Source organism: Clostridium sp. chh4-2 (genome assembly GCF_002899675.1).
In the GTDB taxonomy this organism is placed as follows: Bacteria; Bacillota; Clostridia; order Lachnospirales; family Lachnospiraceae; genus CHH4-2.
The window spans coordinates 32,273-47,526 of the sequence record NZ_PKUU01000029.1 but is presented as its reverse complement, the minus strand read 5'-3'; the positions used below and the strand labels follow the sequence as shown (position 1 = coordinate 47,526).

17 protein-coding genes are annotated in these 15,254 nt (G+C 44.1%); 1 reads left to right on the top strand and 16 read right to left on the bottom strand.

Annotation, left to right across the window (positions count from 1 at the left end; genetic code table 11):
• Positions 1 to 23: 23 nt before the first annotated feature.
• From C0033_RS23530 to C0033_RS23510, 5 genes are all read right to left on the bottom strand, one after another.
• On the bottom strand, positions 24 to 1,157 hold the full coding sequence (locus tag C0033_RS23530; protein ID WP_103230279.1) for a mandelate racemase/muconate lactonizing enzyme family protein: 1,134 nt from the start codon (positions 1,155 to 1,157) through the stop codon (positions 24 to 26).
• Positions 1,158 to 1,262: 105 nt separating this feature from the next.
• Positions 1,263 to 2,651, bottom strand: coding sequence for a sugar ABC transporter substrate-binding protein (locus tag C0033_RS23525; RefSeq protein WP_103230278.1), 1,389 nt, complete (start codon positions 2,649 to 2,651; stop codon positions 1,263 to 1,265).
• A gap of 48 nt (positions 2,652 to 2,699) precedes the next feature.
• A complete protein-coding gene (locus C0033_RS23520; protein ID WP_103230277.1) occupies positions 2,700 to 3,554 on the bottom strand; it encodes a carbohydrate ABC transporter permease in 855 nt (284 codons plus the stop codon).
• On the bottom strand, positions 3,554 to 4,453 hold the full coding sequence (locus tag C0033_RS23515) for a sugar ABC transporter permease (RefSeq protein WP_242984583.1): 900 nt from the start codon (positions 4,451 to 4,453) through the stop codon (positions 3,554 to 3,556). Before C0033_RS23515 ends, C0033_RS23520 begins: the two co-directional genes overlap by 1 nt.
• Positions 4,454 to 4,477: 24 nt before the next feature.
• On the bottom strand, positions 4,478 to 5,620 hold the full coding sequence (locus C0033_RS23510) for an enolase C-terminal domain-like protein (protein WP_103230276.1): 1,143 nt from the start codon (positions 5,618 to 5,620) through the stop codon (positions 4,478 to 4,480).
• A 442-nt stretch (positions 5,621 to 6,062) separates the two neighbouring features.
• Here C0033_RS23510 and C0033_RS23505 point away from each other — a divergent pair, with 442 nt between their 5' ends.
• Positions 6,063 to 6,569: a hypothetical protein gene (locus tag C0033_RS23505; RefSeq protein WP_242984582.1), complete on the top strand. Its 507-nt coding sequence runs from the start codon at positions 6,063 to 6,065 to the stop codon at positions 6,567 to 6,569.
• An 84-nt stretch (positions 6,570 to 6,653) separates the two neighbouring features.
• On the opposite strand, the gene C0033_RS23500 is transcribed toward C0033_RS23505, so the two are convergent.
• The 11 genes from C0033_RS23500 to C0033_RS23450 all read right to left on the bottom strand — a co-directional run bounded on the left by C0033_RS23500 (position 6,654) and on the right by C0033_RS23450 (position 15,146).
• A complete protein-coding gene (locus tag C0033_RS23500; RefSeq protein WP_103230275.1) occupies positions 6,654 to 7,121 on the bottom strand; it encodes a pyridoxamine 5'-phosphate oxidase family protein in 468 nt (155 codons plus the stop codon).
• 23 nt (positions 7,122 to 7,144) lie between these two features.
• Positions 7,145 to 8,032 (bottom strand): site-specific tyrosine recombinase, encoded by an 888-nt coding sequence (locus C0033_RS23495; protein ID WP_103230274.1) that lies wholly within the window; start codon positions 8,030 to 8,032, stop codon positions 7,145 to 7,147.
• Between the two features lie 220 nt (positions 8,033 to 8,252).
• Positions 8,253 to 8,786: a stage II sporulation protein M gene (locus tag C0033_RS23490; RefSeq protein ID WP_103230273.1), complete on the bottom strand. Its 534-nt coding sequence runs from the start codon at positions 8,784 to 8,786 to the stop codon at positions 8,253 to 8,255.
• Positions 8,787 to 8,856: 70 nt separating this feature from the next.
• Entirely contained in the window at positions 8,857 to 9,393 is a 537-nt protein-coding gene (locus tag C0033_RS23485) for an NUDIX hydrolase (protein WP_103230272.1), read from the bottom strand.
• A gap of 15 nt (positions 9,394 to 9,408) precedes the next feature.
• Positions 9,409 to 10,206, bottom strand: a complete 798-nt coding sequence (proC, locus tag C0033_RS23480; RefSeq protein WP_103230271.1) for a pyrroline-5-carboxylate reductase — start codon at positions 10,204 to 10,206, stop codon at positions 9,409 to 9,411.
• Positions 10,207 to 10,270: 64 nt separating this feature from the next.
• Positions 10,271 to 11,251, bottom strand: a complete 981-nt coding sequence (locus tag C0033_RS23475) for a cell wall-binding protein (protein WP_242984581.1) — start codon at positions 11,249 to 11,251, stop codon at positions 10,271 to 10,273.
• A gap of 216 nt (positions 11,252 to 11,467) precedes the next feature.
• Positions 11,468 to 12,223: a class I SAM-dependent methyltransferase gene (locus C0033_RS23470; RefSeq protein WP_103230270.1), complete on the bottom strand. Its 756-nt coding sequence runs from the start codon at positions 12,221 to 12,223 to the stop codon at positions 11,468 to 11,470.
• 189 nt (positions 12,224 to 12,412) lie between these two features.
• A complete protein-coding gene (locus tag C0033_RS23465; RefSeq protein WP_103230269.1) occupies positions 12,413 to 13,069 on the bottom strand; it encodes a hypothetical protein in 657 nt (218 codons plus the stop codon).
• An 85-nt stretch (positions 13,070 to 13,154) separates the two neighbouring features.
• Entirely contained in the window at positions 13,155 to 13,511 is a 357-nt protein-coding gene (locus tag C0033_RS23460) for a VOC family protein (RefSeq protein ID WP_103230268.1), read from the bottom strand.
• Between the two features lie 77 nt (positions 13,512 to 13,588).
• Positions 13,589 to 14,365 carry a nitroreductase family protein gene (locus C0033_RS23455; RefSeq protein WP_103230267.1) on the bottom strand — a complete coding sequence of 259 codons (777 nt, stop codon included), beginning with the start codon at positions 14,363 to 14,365 and terminating at the stop codon, positions 13,589 to 13,591.
• Positions 14,355 to 15,146 (bottom strand): EFR1 family ferrodoxin, encoded by a 792-nt coding sequence (locus tag C0033_RS23450; protein WP_103230266.1) that lies wholly within the window; start codon positions 15,144 to 15,146, stop codon positions 14,355 to 14,357. The genes C0033_RS23455 and C0033_RS23450 overlap by 11 nt, the downstream gene beginning before the upstream one ends.
• Between the last annotated feature and the right edge of the window lie 108 nt (positions 15,147 to 15,254).

Below are 15,254 nucleotides of genomic sequence, written 5' to 3'. Positions count from 1 at the left end.
GTAATAATAATCCTTTCTCAGTATCAGTTCTTTTTTCTTCCATAATATTCTTTTGAAACAAGAAATCCCTCTTTTTCCAGCCTCTCCATATCAAACCGGTAAGGAAGTCCCGCACAATCCGGGAAGTAAAATCTTCCGTCCCTGCGTTCCGGCCTTATATCCATATAATCCACCAGCGGCTGATTGCACGGCTCCAAAAATTCCACAATGGCATTTTCCCCCGCATTGGCGATCATAATCGTGGAAAGCATGGGCAGGCCGCCGGTAGAAATCATGGCTCCGCATTCTTTTGCCAGCTTATTCACCTCCAGCCAGTCCTCGATTCCTCCGAAATTCGAAGCCGTAGGCTGAAAATGTTTAACCCCCGCCTCAGCCATAGGCTGAAACAGATAGTGATTCAAAAATGTCTCTCCCAGCGAAACAGGCACGCTGCACCTTGCCGCCAGCTCCCGGTATCCCCGGAAATCATAGCTGTGAATCGGCTCTTCATACCAGGCGATATCATATTCTTCCACTCTTTTTATAAACTCCAGCGCCTGTTCCACATTAAATGCCTGATTGGCGTCCAGCGCCAGGGAAACGTCCGGACCGATGGTCTTTCGAACCAGCTTCACCCGCTCCACATCCCGGTCCAGCCTGGTTCCAAAATCCGTCGCCACCTTCATTTTCACCGTCTTATGTCCAAAAGAGAGAAAGCGTTCCATCTCCTCAGCCAGCTCCCTGCCTTCCAAATGCGTGCTTCCGCCGCTTCCGTACACATCCACCCATTCCCTGTCGGAACCCAACAGCTTATGGGCCGGAATCTCTTCTCTCTTAGCCGCGATATCCAGCATAGCGAACTCAAACCGGCCGATCTCCTTTGTGGTCTCACCGGCCAGCCCGTTGTTTCTCAATTTCCAATAGACCAGATGCATCCATTCTTCAAACGTCTTCTTCTCCCCGGTCAGCACCAGCGGAAGAATCCTGTCCGTCATAATCGAAGAACACGGTATCTTGCCCACCACTCCGTCACTGTCATAAAGTTCCATCAAATGATCAATCTTCGTATCCACAAAGGGGCCGCCCGTCGCATCGTAAAAAGGCGCTTTCTGAGGTATTGGCCTGAGGGAATACACCACAGCCCTGTCAAATTTTATCTCACTCTTCTTATAGTCCATAACAAACCTCTCCCAAAGCATGTCTCTGCATGCAGAAAGGCTGCCGCAAAATGCAGGTTAAAGCGATTCACTTATCCTTCATGCATTTTACGACAGCCCTGTCATTTATTTATTCTTATTGGCCAGATATGCCTGCTGCATTTCTGTCAGCTTAGCTGCCCATCCATCACATACTTCCTGTGCTGTCTTGTCGCCCATCATAACAGCCTGTAAATCTGCTACGATAACATTAGATGCATATTCTGTATATCCGTCCAGATAGATTGGGAACTGTGCGAATACGATGCTTGGATCTGTTTCGAAATCTGCATATGTTTTAAAGTATACATTCTCTTTATACCAATCCTGCTCGTAAACACCTGTGTTAACAGGCACACGTCCTTCGTTCTGATCTACATATCCGGCGCCTTCAGCAGATGCTAAATACTGTGCGAATAAGATAGCTTCTTCAGGATGTTCTGTGCTCTTAAATACTACAGATCCCATGAATGTAGGGGATTTGCAGACTGCGATTCCATCTTCACCGGCCATTGGTTTGATTGGAAGGAAGTTGCCTTCGCCTAAGTTTGTAGCGTGCTCAGATACGGATGAAGAGTTGTGCATGATGTACTGTGCAGTACCTGCGCCGAACTCAGCTACCATCTCTCTGTAACCATTGGAGATTGCATCGTGAGATACCAGTCCGTCTTTATAAAGGTTTGCATACGCATCAAGACCTTCTACAACCTTAGGATCGTTCAGTGTGCTGGTTCCGTCTTCATTAAAGAAGGATTTCTGTCCGCCGTAAGATAAGATGAACATGAATAAGTTCTCAGCAGATCCTGAACCGCCTCTTAATGAGAAATAGTATTTTCCGTCTTTTGCATATTCTTTGCAGTATTCCTGTAACTGTGAAATGGTGGTTGCAGGCTCAATTCCCTGCTCCTCATGCCATTTTGTGTTATACCAGGAAGTTTCCTGAGTTTTACCATATCCTAACATGTACAGATTATCATCCTGTGCATAGAATCTGGCCTGTTCGATGATGTTTGGAAGCATATTGTCTTTCTCTTCCCACTGGTTAAAGGAATCGTCTAACTGAAGAAGAGCGTCCTGTGCTACCAGAGCATATAAGTCTTTATCACTGATGGTACCCACATCAGGTGTGCTGTCTGTAACAACAGCGGTATTGAATTTCTGTGTATAGGAGTCAGATGCAAGACCTGTGTACTCGATTGTAATCCAAGGATATTTCTCTTCGAATTTTTTAATTAATTCCGCATAAATCGGGTTGGATGTCGTATTACCGTCTCTGTGCCAGAATGTCAATGTAACCGGATCTTTGTCCGCTGCTGCTGCAGTTGTATCTTTTGCTGCCTCGCTGCCTGCGTCCTTGGAAGCCGCCTCTGTTGCTGCTGTTGCCGCTGTGGTCGGTTCGCTCTTAGCTCCGCCGCCGCATCCTGCTAATCCCATTACCATAGCTGCCGCTAAAGTTACTGAAAGAATTTTCCTCATAAATTTTTTCTCCTTTTCCCTTTCTACATTTGTGAATCGCCTTTATATTTACCCCTTAACTGCTCCGGAGGATAAACCTGATACTAAATATTTCTGAATATAAGCAAATAACAATAATACCGGAATCAACGCCATCACACATCCTGCTGCCAGACATCCGTATGCAACGGTAAATTCACCCTGCATCAGTCTCAGTCCGATTGGAAGTGTAAAGTATTTTTCTTTGCTCAGGAATGTAAATGCATATACATATTCATTCCAGGAACTTACGAATGAGAATGCTCCTGCCGCTACGATACCAGGTGCGATCGTAGGAACGACGATTTTGAAAATAGACTGTAAAATGGAACATCCGTCAATCTGTGCCGCTTCCTCCAGTGCCGGTGAAACGCCTGCCACGAAACCGCTCATCATAATCATACAGAATGGAATTCTTACGGTTGCATAAGTAAGGATCAAAGAATACGGAGAGTTTACAATACCCATATTCTTGAAGATTACAAACAACGGGATCATGAGTACAACGCCCGGAAACATCTGGGAAACCAAAAGGATCAGATAAGAAACGCCTTTTCCTTTAAATTTATATCTGGCAATCGCATATCCGCCGAAAATAGAGATAATCGTACATGCGATTGTGCTGACGCCTGTTACAAACACACTGTTGAAGAAGTAATGGTCGAATCCCATATTCTCCCAGATGTATTTATAGTTGTCAAATGTAAATGGCGACGGCCAATATTTAATCGGCAGCTGCAGCATGGATGATTCTTCTTTAAAAGAAGTAACAACCGTCCAATAGATCGGAAACATGATCAGCAGGAACAAAAGAATTAAAGGAATATTTACTGCTACAATACGGAAGATACGTTTCTTTAATTTTTTCTTCTGACCGTATGTCATTATAAATCACCTTCCTTTCCAAATCCTCCTACGAATGCATAAACCGCTGCGAAAACTGCCAGCATGACTGCCATCGTAGCCGCCATCGCGCTTGAATAGCCGATATCCAGACCTTCGTTAAACTTGGTCATCAGATATAATGGAAGTGTCATCGTCTCATTGTTCGGGCCGCCTGCCGTCATACCTGCGATGATATCCACGATATTGAATGTCCAGATCGTTCTCAGCATGGTGGTAAGAATAACCGTATTTTTAATAAGAGGCATTGTTATGTGAGTGAATTTATATAAGGTTCCTGCTCCGTCCACATCGGCTGCTTCATAATAATCGCCCGGAATAGACTGAAGTGCTGCCAGGAAAGATACCGCGAAGAACGGAATTCCTCTCCATGTAGTTGTAAAGATCAGGACGCCTCTCGCTCTCGCTCCTGTGGCAAACCACGGAATCCTCTCACTGATAAGCCCCAGTTTGATCAGCAGGTCATTTACAACACCTGTCTGTCCGGTAAACATGTAGCTGAATACAAGAGCAACTACCATACCGCCGAACGCCCATGGTGAGAAAACGATCATACGGTAAATCTTACGTCCTTTAAATTCAATGTTCATCAGAATCGCAACCGCAAGTCCCAAAGACGCCTGCAGGATAACGTTCCAGAATGTCCAAATCAGCGTATTGTATAAGGATTTGTAGAATATAGGATCTTTAAACAGCGCCACATAGTTTTCAATTCCGATAAATCCGTAATCTTTTGGCTTCGTCAGCACATAATTATGAAAGCTGTTGTAAAAAGTCATGAAGATCGGATAAAACATGAACACTGCGATCATTGCCATCGCAGGCAGCAGCATCATGTATGGAGCGCTTTTTTTGTTCATAATACCATTTCTCTTTTTCATCTGCTTCGATTCCCTCCTTTTTCATTATTCTGTATAATAGATTTTGTATCCTTCCAGAAGACCGTCATGCTCTAATTTTTTCAGATCCATTCTCTGAGGATTTCCCGGAATATCGGTCTGAACGTAGAACTTACCGTTCTTTTCTTCCGGCTGGAATAAGGTATAAACGCCTACCGGAGCGCTGATCGGCTCGTGAAATTCGATGTATTCATCTTCTCCGTACAGACATCCGAAAATCGCATTTAAGTAAATTCTTCCGCCGGATGAGAAACGCACTCCGCTCTCTCTTGCCATATCCCTGATTCTTAAAAGATCATCCATTCTGGACATTCTTCCCACGGAAGGCTGAAGATGTGTAACTCCTTTTTCTATGTATGTCTCATAAGCGTATGAAACTCTCATGGACTCTCCAAATGCCAGCTGCATATCAGGAAGCATCTCGTGAAGCCGTTTGATTCCGTTCATATCATGCGCGTGGATCGGTTCTTCAAACCAGGCCGGACGGTAAGGTTCGATCATCTTCGCAAACTTGTAAGCGTCTTCTACACTCCAGCGCTGATTGGCATCCACCGCGATATCGATCTGATCTCCAACCGCTTTTCGAACCTTTTCAAGACGTCTTACATCACGTTCCATGTTCGTTCCGTCGTCGCTTCCGACTTTAAACTTAACAGTTGTATATCCTTCGCTCACGTAGCGGGCCATGTCGTCCACCAGTTCTTCATCTTCCAGAAGAAGCGATCCGCCGCCCTTATAAGCTGCCGCCCAGTCTTTCGTCGCACCCATGAACCGGTGAAGGGGCTGTCCTGCTCTCTGGGCCAGAATATCCAGCATCATCAGTTCCAGCTGCCCAACCTCTACCACCTGGCTGCTCTGGAACCCGCCGTTTCTGAATCTCCAGTAAAGCGTGTTTTTCCATTCGGTAAATGTCTTTGTCTCTCCGTTTAAAATTAAAGGAAGGATGGTCGCCACAAAATTCCTTGTACATGTAAGGTGTGCACATGCGCCTTCGCTGTCGTATAATTCGATGCAGCCCTGTTCTGGTGCAAATCTACCAAATCCGCCGGTTCCATCCTTAAATGGCTTTGGCAGTGGTATTGGTCGAAAGCTATAATATTTTGCATGTGTAAACCGTATTTTATCAGTAAATTCAAACAATTCTTTCATCCTCCCCTACTAACTTTCTATACTTTTTTGTTTATTATTTCGTGTTCGAGATGTCTATAGAATACGTTTTTGTGTACTTTTCATCAATTGTAAAAACCAACAATTCAACCCCTGGCTTTTGTGCATTATATCCAAACGTTACAATTTTCTCTTTTTTCTTTTCAAATTTCTTTCACTTTCTTTTCACAAGGGATTTCTTTTTGCAAAATTTTATGAATTTTGCTTGCAAATTTTCAAAAAAATATTTAAAAAATAAGGTGGTTACAAGGATTTTTCCTTTTTCAGGTGTTTTTTTAATATTTCACATTTGCACAGATTTTTCTACCTGTCGCAGCTTCTTTATTGATTAAACACCCTATAAGGGTCTGTAGAAATGTGATAAAATGTAACTGTAAGCAGAGACAATAACCAAAGAACTTTGTATTTTACATAGGGGGGAATTATGGTGAGAAATGAATTAGTCGGCAATATCAGAAAACAAACGGAAGTGTTGTTTACAAACGCCGAAATTATGCTTAAAACCTGCAATCTCGATTACATTCTTTGCGATATACCCATATGGAAACACGTATATCATATGCTCCATTCCTGTGACCAATGGTTCATCAACCCAAATGAATATACCGAACCGGATTTTCATGTGCCAAATTTAAATTCTTTGGATATTCCAAGTGAGAAAACCCTATCAAGAGAACAGCTTTCCGCTTATCTTGCAAAAGTGAAAGAAAAGATCATGTCCTATATCGATTCACTTACAGATGAACAGCTGTATGAAGTGCCAAACGGATGTGTATCCAACCGATTGGGGTTAATCCTATCGCAGTACCGCCATTTTTATTCACATTTAGGCAATATAAATGGAACTACAATTATTGAAACAAACCGATGGCCCAGAGTCACCGGCACCAGCGGTAAAAGCGGCAAATCAACAGAAGGTCTTTTTGAATAACCTTTCGTAAAGCCCCCTTTTCTATGAACTAAAAAAAGACCGGCGCTTCTTACTGATTCCTGCGCTGGTCTTTTTCTATTTTATCTATTTTTGTTCTTTGCAGCAATAGTTCCGCACCTTCACCTTAAACATGGTCACCGGAGCCACCATCTGCTCGTTAAACTCAAAATCCAACCCGGTCTGGTGTTTCATGATGATATGAAATCCTTTCATCTTCTCATTGGAATCCTCTATGAAACAGGCATCTCCGGTTCCGATAATACTGGCATACTTAAAGCTGTACCGGCACGCCACATCCCCTTCCACCAGATTATGATTGCAGTCCATCTCAAATCCAACCACAGAGTTAGTCTTTAAGATATCCATCCGTCTGCCTTCCTTGGCACAGTGGAAATACAAAGTCAAGTTCTCATCTTCCAGCGAATATCCAAAATTCATAGGAACAATATAAACTTCACCGTCGTCATTTAATCCCACTCTGCAGACCTTGCACTGGTCTAAAATCCCTATTATCCTGTTAAAATCGGTTACTTCCCTGTCCGCTCTTCTCATACTCTTCCCCAAACCTCGTCTTCTTACCGTCTCGGATGTGCTCCGGCATATGCTTCTCTCATGGTTTCATTCTGAGAATACATGGTGTACATCTGAGTTGTTGCCATATCGGAATGGCCAAGCATCGCCTGGACAGCTTTAATATCAGCTCCTCCGCGAATCAGATGTGCGGCGAAAGAATGCCTTAACGTATGAGGGGTAATATCGGCCTGAATTCCTGCCTTATCCCCGTAAAACTTTATGATCTTCCAAAATCCCTGTCTGCTCATGGCCTTGCCGCTGCAATTGGTGAACAGCCATTCCGACTCCTCTCCCTTTAACAGCGCATCTCTTGCATAATTCATATAATCGCAGAGCGACTGCCTTGCCACTTTGCCAAATGGAATCGTCCTCTCCTTGCTGCCGTCCCGGCACACGATAAATCCCACCGAAAGGTTCACATCAGCCACCTTCAGATGAATCAGTTCCGACACCCTGATTCCCGTGGCATAAAGAAGCTCTAACATCGCCTTGTCCCGGATTTCCTTGGGCCCATGTCCCGCCGGCTGGCCTAACAGACAGCTCACTTCGTCCACACTGAGAATGACAGGCGCCTTTTTCTCGATTTTAGGTGCCTTTAACAGCTCCGCCGGATCACGCTTAATATTCCCCATTTTGAATTCATAATTAAAAAATGATTTGATGGATGCCAGTACTCTGGAAATGGTAGTGGTCGCCTTGCCCTCTTTTTCCATATACAGGATATAGGAATTCAGGCTGGTCTTTGTCACCTTGTCCACCTCTGTTATCCCCTTATCCTCCATAAAGGCAACAAGCTGCAGCAAATCTCTCTGATAGGAAAGTTCCGTATTCCTGGAGATCTGCTTAACCTCCTTCATATATTCAATAAAGTTTTTTATCTCCATTTTCATCTCTATACCCCTGCTCCACAAGTCCCATAATTAGGCCCAAAAAAGGGCTTTGCCTTACATTATATATAGTATTTTCCATAAAATCAAACGCTATTTTCCCACTTACAGGTCATTTTCCGCTTACTTTACATAAAAAATACAACATATTGGCAGCCAGACTTTTCCAGCTCCCAATATGTTGTAAAAAAAAATTTTAAATATTTTTAACTTTTTTTTAATTTTAGCAGAAAAAATTCATAATAACCGGATTTACCAGCGTCTCAAGGCAGATTCCCGCCAGCAAAAGTACGCCGATTCCCAAAACTGCACTCATGCGCACATGATGAGACTGTTTGGATGCCCAGCCGGCCAAAATAAACCAGATCAGCAGATAAAATAAGTACTGCGGAAATAAGGTGGCCAGATAACAGACCAGACCCATAAGCCCCTTCTGACAGGTGATCATGGATAAGATCATGCTGCCCGACAGCCCGCCGTAAAATGCCAAAAAGTAAAATCCGGGCACAGACCAGGAGGTAACAGATACCAGTACGATCAAAATGGTGCGCCCCAGCCTCTGCCTGGCCACATATAGCATGAGATTCGTTTTATCCTGACCGCCGGGTCCGGCAGTCATATCCAGCAGTAAACTGCTGAGCATCTGGGGCGTTCCGGCAAACTGCGGCTTCCACACATTGATTAACAGTGTTCCGCAGGCCGTACCCGCTATAAACCAGATCAGCAGCCAATCCCAGTAAGTAATCCGTTTTAACATGAACACCGGTCCAAACTATTCTTTATCTCAATCTATGAACCATTGTCCCGTATTATGACGTTTCCCCGTTTTAAACAGAGTATTTTCTCGCATACGCCATGATGGCGGCTATGGTTTTTCCATCTGTAATCTTCCCGCTGTAGATCAGTTCTTCCAGATCCTTTACTTCCCACGCCTCCACTTCAATGCATTCGTCCTCATCCAGATTCTGTTTGGATGGAATCAGGTCTTTTGCCACAAAGATATCGATCGCTTCGTCGCAAAATGCCACCGTGGTATTCACGCTGATCAGATACTCCAGCTTTTCTGTTTTAAACCCGGTTTCCTCTTCCAGTTCCCGGTAAGCGCAGTTGATCTTGGGTTCCTCCGGCCAGTCCAAAGCCCCTGCCGGAATCTCCAGCGTCTGACGGTCCAGCGCATTGCGGTATTGGCGGACCATGAGTATCTTTCCGTCCTTTGTCACCGGCACAACGGCCGCCGCCCCATTGTGATGGATAAAATCCCAATGAGCTTCATGTCCGTTTGCCAAAACGGTATCTTCATAAATTTTAAGAATGGTTCCCTGATATTTCAATTCACGGTTTAAACGTACTACCGGCTGTGTCATAATTCTGTTTCTCCTTTATTTGATGTTGGTGCACTTATCATAGCAGGCATCCGTTGCTTTCATCACCGCATTGCGGAATCCGTATTCCTCAAGAGCGGCCACCCCAGCAATGGTAGTTCCTCCCGGAGAGCATACCCGGTCCTTTAAAAGGCCTGGGTGCTCGCCTGTTTCCAACACCATCTTCGCGCTGCCGATGAGAGTCTGGGCCGCCATCTCATAAGCGGCGTCTCTTGGCAGGCCGTATTTTACCGCGCTGTCGGCCAGCGCTTCAATGAACATATAAACATAGGCGGGCGAGCTTCCGCTGACGCAGACCACAGCATTGATTAAACGCTCCTCCACGATCTTCATCTTACCAAAAGACTGGAAAAATGTGCTGATCGTCTCCCGCTCTTCTTCATCAAACAGAGCTGCATCATAACACACGCCTGTCATTCCTTCGCCCAACAAGGCCGGAGTATTGGGCATAGCGCGCACAATCCTCTTCTCAACCCCTAATTTTTTCTTCAGCTGTTCGATGGAAATTCCCGGCGCAATTGAGATGATCACATGCTCCCGCGTCACGATATTCCTGATCTGATCCAGAACGCCGTCATAGTACTGCGGTTTTACCGCCAGCACCAGATATTTCACCTGATTGGCACATTCCCCATTGCTCTCCACGTACCGGACTCCAGTCTCTTCACCAACCTGTTCCATTCTGGCCTTATTCACATCCGTAAATAAAATGTCTTCCTTGGAATAAACCTTTAATAAACCTTTCATGATCGCATAGCCCATGTTGCCCATGCCGATGAAACCGATTACAGCCATTGTGTTACCTCCATTGTCCTTCTGTTTTGTCATATACGGCTTTTTCTTTTATCCGCTCCCTATATTACTGAACCATAACTCCGTCCGCATTTACAGTAAATCCGTCCGGTGTCTGGGTGTTCACCAGCATATTGCCTCTTGTGGCATCACAGTAATACCACGCTCCGTTCCATTCAATCCAGCCGGTCTTCATATAACCGTTATCGCCGAAGAAGAACCATTCTTCACCGATCTTCTGCCAGTTGTTCTTTGTATAGCTTCCGTCTGAGTTGCGGTACCACCAGCCGGTAGAATCCTGAATCCACTCTCCGGAATTAACGCCAAGCGTAGTTCCTGCTGCGTTCGCATTTCTGATCTGTTCTGCTACAGCCGAATCAATCGTAACGGAGGAGGATGTTATCCACTCCCCTTTTTTATCTGTTTTGATCTTGTTCACAGGACGGACTTTGTATTCATATTTGCCGGGCCTTCCCATGCTCGCTATAAAGTCAAATGTATTGCTGTCCGCCTTCTTGCTTCCTCCAACCGGATTGCCGTCTCTGTAAATCCTGACTTCATAACTTCCGGCCCCTGTCGCTTCCGCCCAGGATGCCAGAGTGGTGCCGGACCAGCCGGCCGACTGAATCTCCCCAACGTTCTCCGCCAATGAAGGCAGTTTTACGGTCAGAACAAGGGTTTCTGAAGAATCTTCTTTTACTGCCTTTACATAGGACGCGCCTGTCAGCTTCACATCGCTGGCTCTGGTGAGTGCAAAATAATATCCCTCTGCGGCATGCAGATAAACCTTGGCCTCCGGAATATCATCTTCAAACCACTCGAAACCGGAATTATTGAATTCATAATCACCGATTGTGTACTTTGCACTGCTGGTTTCGATCTCCAGTCCATCCGACCGAATCTCATCTCCTACCTGAATCTCAGACTTTATGGTTAATGATACCGACTTAATTTTCTGTCTGTTAGCCGCGATTGCCGGCACTGCTGTCATCCCTGCAAGTAAGCCTCCGGTCAGAAGGATTGCCAGTACTTTTTTCAATCTAATCATATTCTCCACTCCCTCAATTTTAGTTATATTATAACTGTATTACGGAAAAGTTGACGTGTCAATGTAATTTTCCCCGGATGCGCAATCTGCAAGAGAATTGTAAGAAAAAAGAAGGAAGGGCGAAAGACTGGCTCGGCGGGCTTTGCTGTTTCCCCAGCTATGCAAGTACGCCTTTTATCAATAAGACGAAGCCGGATCAGTTCATCAAACCGGAATTTATCGTTTGCAAAATAAAATATTATTAACACATTCAGTTATATATATTTCATTTCCCACTACTTCAAGTTCATAACTTTCAATAATCTCTTTATCATGTTTCTTTAATAATTCATCAAATCCATAAGCTGTATCTTTTTTCTTTGGAAACCGAATGATGCTATCAAAAGATTTCTCGAATCGCAGCCCATACTTTCCGCATATTTGTAACCATTCGTCTTTTGTATAAAACTTAATATGACCATCTTTTTTTAGCTGCATGTATCCGTCAACAAATCGGCTGGTATCATTGACATTAGGTGCAGGGTCTGAAATAAACAAGAAGCCATCTGATTTAATAACGCGGCTAATCTCAGAAATACTTTTTTGTATATCGGGGAAGTGATGTAACGCATATCTTGAAATAACCATGTCAAACTCATTATCAGCAAATGGAAAATTAACACCATCATAAGTTATAAAACTAATATTTTGGACATTTTCTTCTCTTGCCTTTAAACGATTGACTTCTAATGCCTTTTCAACAATATCCAGTCCAATTATAGATATCTTTGGATATTTTTTTGCAATAGGAAAAGACAAATAGCCACTTCCTGTACCTAAATCTAAAATTTTCATATCCGCTTTAAATGGCAAAAAATCAAGAATGTTTTTCAAATGATGTTCATCCTGTGTCTGCTTATTGTAAAAATCCCCCGAAGAAAAACTATTTTCAAATCCTTGCTTTGCAGCCAGAATACTGTTTTCTATATTCATAATGTCCAATTCCTCTTTCCGTTTACAAACACCGATTTATTGTTCTGTTTTTTTATTCTACCACAAATCCGAGAGCAACACGAGAACTTGCTCGGCCCGGCTTAGGTGCAGCTATAAAAAATACCACCGTGCTTCATCCCAGTGGTATTTTCTATAGATTCAGATTGTTTCTGCCCGTCCGCAGCTCAATTACCATTTTTCAACGCAAAAATTTTCCTCCCCCAAATAGCAGATATAATTATCGCCTTTCTCATCTGTAAAAAGAATCGCCTGATCATTCATTTTCTGATCCTTATCGTACAAATAAACGCGGGAAGCTTTTGCCGTGGAAAGATCAATATCTGTCTCTATAAGAGCGGCGGCAATCTCTTTTTCATTTGCCCTCAAATCATAAAGGCACGGCGTAGTTTCCGTCACTCCCCAGTTTATTATACTGGGATCGCCTCCATTATATTCCACAATCACATATCCATACCTGTCTGCACCATCGGAAAACGTGCAGTAATATAGCGGTTTATCCGGATTTAACACCGACAAATCGTAATCCCGCACACTGATTTCAGTAAAACTCTCAAAATTGCTCACAGGATTTGTAAAATCGTCCGTCTCTTCTTCCACCCACATCGCAAAGAATTTCTGTATCCTGGAATGTTTAAAATACTCACATGCCGGATCACTTTGGCCGGAATAATAGGAATTGACTAAAGTATCCGGCAATGTCACAGCGCTGTCCGTCTCAGAGGCAGCAGTTTCCTTTACAGTATCCGCCGAAGAAGCCGAACCGCATGCAGCCAGGAACATCACAGCTGCCATTGAGATACATAGGCTGCGGATTATTTTTTTCATTTGGTAATTCTCCTTTTCCGCCATCATTCCCGATTGCCGTTTAACCGGACATTGGCGGCTTTTCTGCAAATCTGCAGTATATTCCTTAAACGCTGAACTCTATAACCATTCCATCCGGATCATTCACCCGGAAATATTTCGGTTTTGGTCCTTCTTCGATTATGTCGGTAGGATCACAGCCCAATTCTATGGTTCGTTCTCTCAGACATTCCAGATCCTCTTCCGCTTTAAAACTCATAACCATGCCTTTAACAGACACTTTCTCCACGTTCTCAAACTGAATAAATTCCAGCATTATCTCATCTGCTGAATTTGCCATAAATGTGATTTCTCCCTTGCCCGGATTAAATTGCCTTATTACGTGAAGACCTGCCACTTTTTCATAGAAATCCACTGTTTTTTTCATATCACGGACCATAAATGTAATATAACTAAGCTTCATAATTAATTCCTCCTATTTTAATTTTCTAACTAATGATTACAGATATTTCAATGCGGCAAAAGCCGCTTCCGCTCAGCTCAAAGCCAACGGACAGAAGCCGCCTCTTTTGGCGCGGTTCGATGATATCTTACTCCGGCATAGCCCAGAACCAAAGTTGTCACTACTTTATCCCCATGCTTCAATCCAAGCGCTCTGCGCAGAGAGCCGGACCAGATTGCAGCCATAGAAAAAAAGCCGCTGTACAGCACACCCAAACCACAGGCTTCTGCCATCAGCGCCATATTGGATGCGGCAAGTGCGCCGTTCATTTTATCCGGCGACACGATCATAATTGCAGCCGGAGCATTTTTAAAGAAAAAATGTTCATCGATCTCTGTTCGCCGTGCCACTGGATTTACTAGTTTCATCATCGGAAGCAAACGGCGAAACAAGCGCACGGCCAACGTTTCAAATTGATCCATTCCATCCTTTAACACCACATAGGAAACGTCCTGAGCATTTTTTCCGGTGGGAGTCAGACGGCCTGCTTCGATGATCTGCTCAATGAGTTCCGGGGCGATCTGCTGATCCGTAAACTGACGGATGCTTCTTCTTGTCTTAATCGCAGCCAAAAGCTCCCCGGGTTCCAACCTGACCGGCTTCATGATCTCTTCCGGCTGTGAATCAAATCCTGTCATGGCAACGGCAGCCTTGGGACAGACCGCAACACAGTGTCCGCACATGATACAGTCCTGAGCTATGACTCCGGCCTTTTTATTTTCCACCACAATGTTGCTTGCCGGGCAATCCTTTTGACATAGACCGCATCCAATACACTTTTCAGTGTCAATTTGGACCGTATGCTTATTTTTCAATTTTCTGACCTCCATTTTCCCAGCACAGCGAATCATTCATAATATAATATTGACAGCGTTCCTTTGATTTTTCCTTGTATGCAATCGCACCTGTGGGGCAGCCACCGATACACGCCATGCAGTGTGTACAGTTTCCCTGCCATTTAGGTTTCCCATCCACCATCTTAATATTACTCAAAGGGCAGCGGTAAGCACATTTTCCACAGGAGATGCAGCGTTCTGAAACCTTAAATCCCTTATCATGCACGAAAAATGAATAGAACAACGGATTGACCGGGCCGCTTTCCAATTTGCCGCTAAAGGATACAGGCGTTTTGTCAAAACACCTGTCTGCCCGTATCTGATCTGCAAACTCAGAGATACGCGGCATGGCCCGTTCCACAATAACCCGGCACTCCGCTTCATCAGGAGTTGGGAACAACGCCAAATAATTTTCCGGCATGACCACAGAATCTAACCCGCAAAACCGCAGCCCCTTCTTTAAGCACAGCTTTTCCGCATAGGCCCCGGCATTTCCACAATCACCGCCGCAGGTCAGGATAAAATAAGCGTCTTGGCTGCCCTCAAAGCTGGTTTCCATGATCCACTGTTCCACAACCTTAGGCAGGCGCCAGCAATAAGTCGGAGCCACAAACACCAGCGGACGGTTTGACCGGATAGTAACCTTCTTTTCCGCCTTCAAATATCGATTAATCGAAACCACTTCATCGTCAGCCATGAGTTCCGCCAGCTGCATTGCCACAAACTGACTGTTACCAGTACCGCTAAAATATAAAATCATAATGTCCTCCTCTTGACAAAACTGAATCATATTATTATGATACATATTGTATCACATCAAATGATGTTGTCAATGAGCTAACCTGAGACAAAATGAGGTGAATTGTAT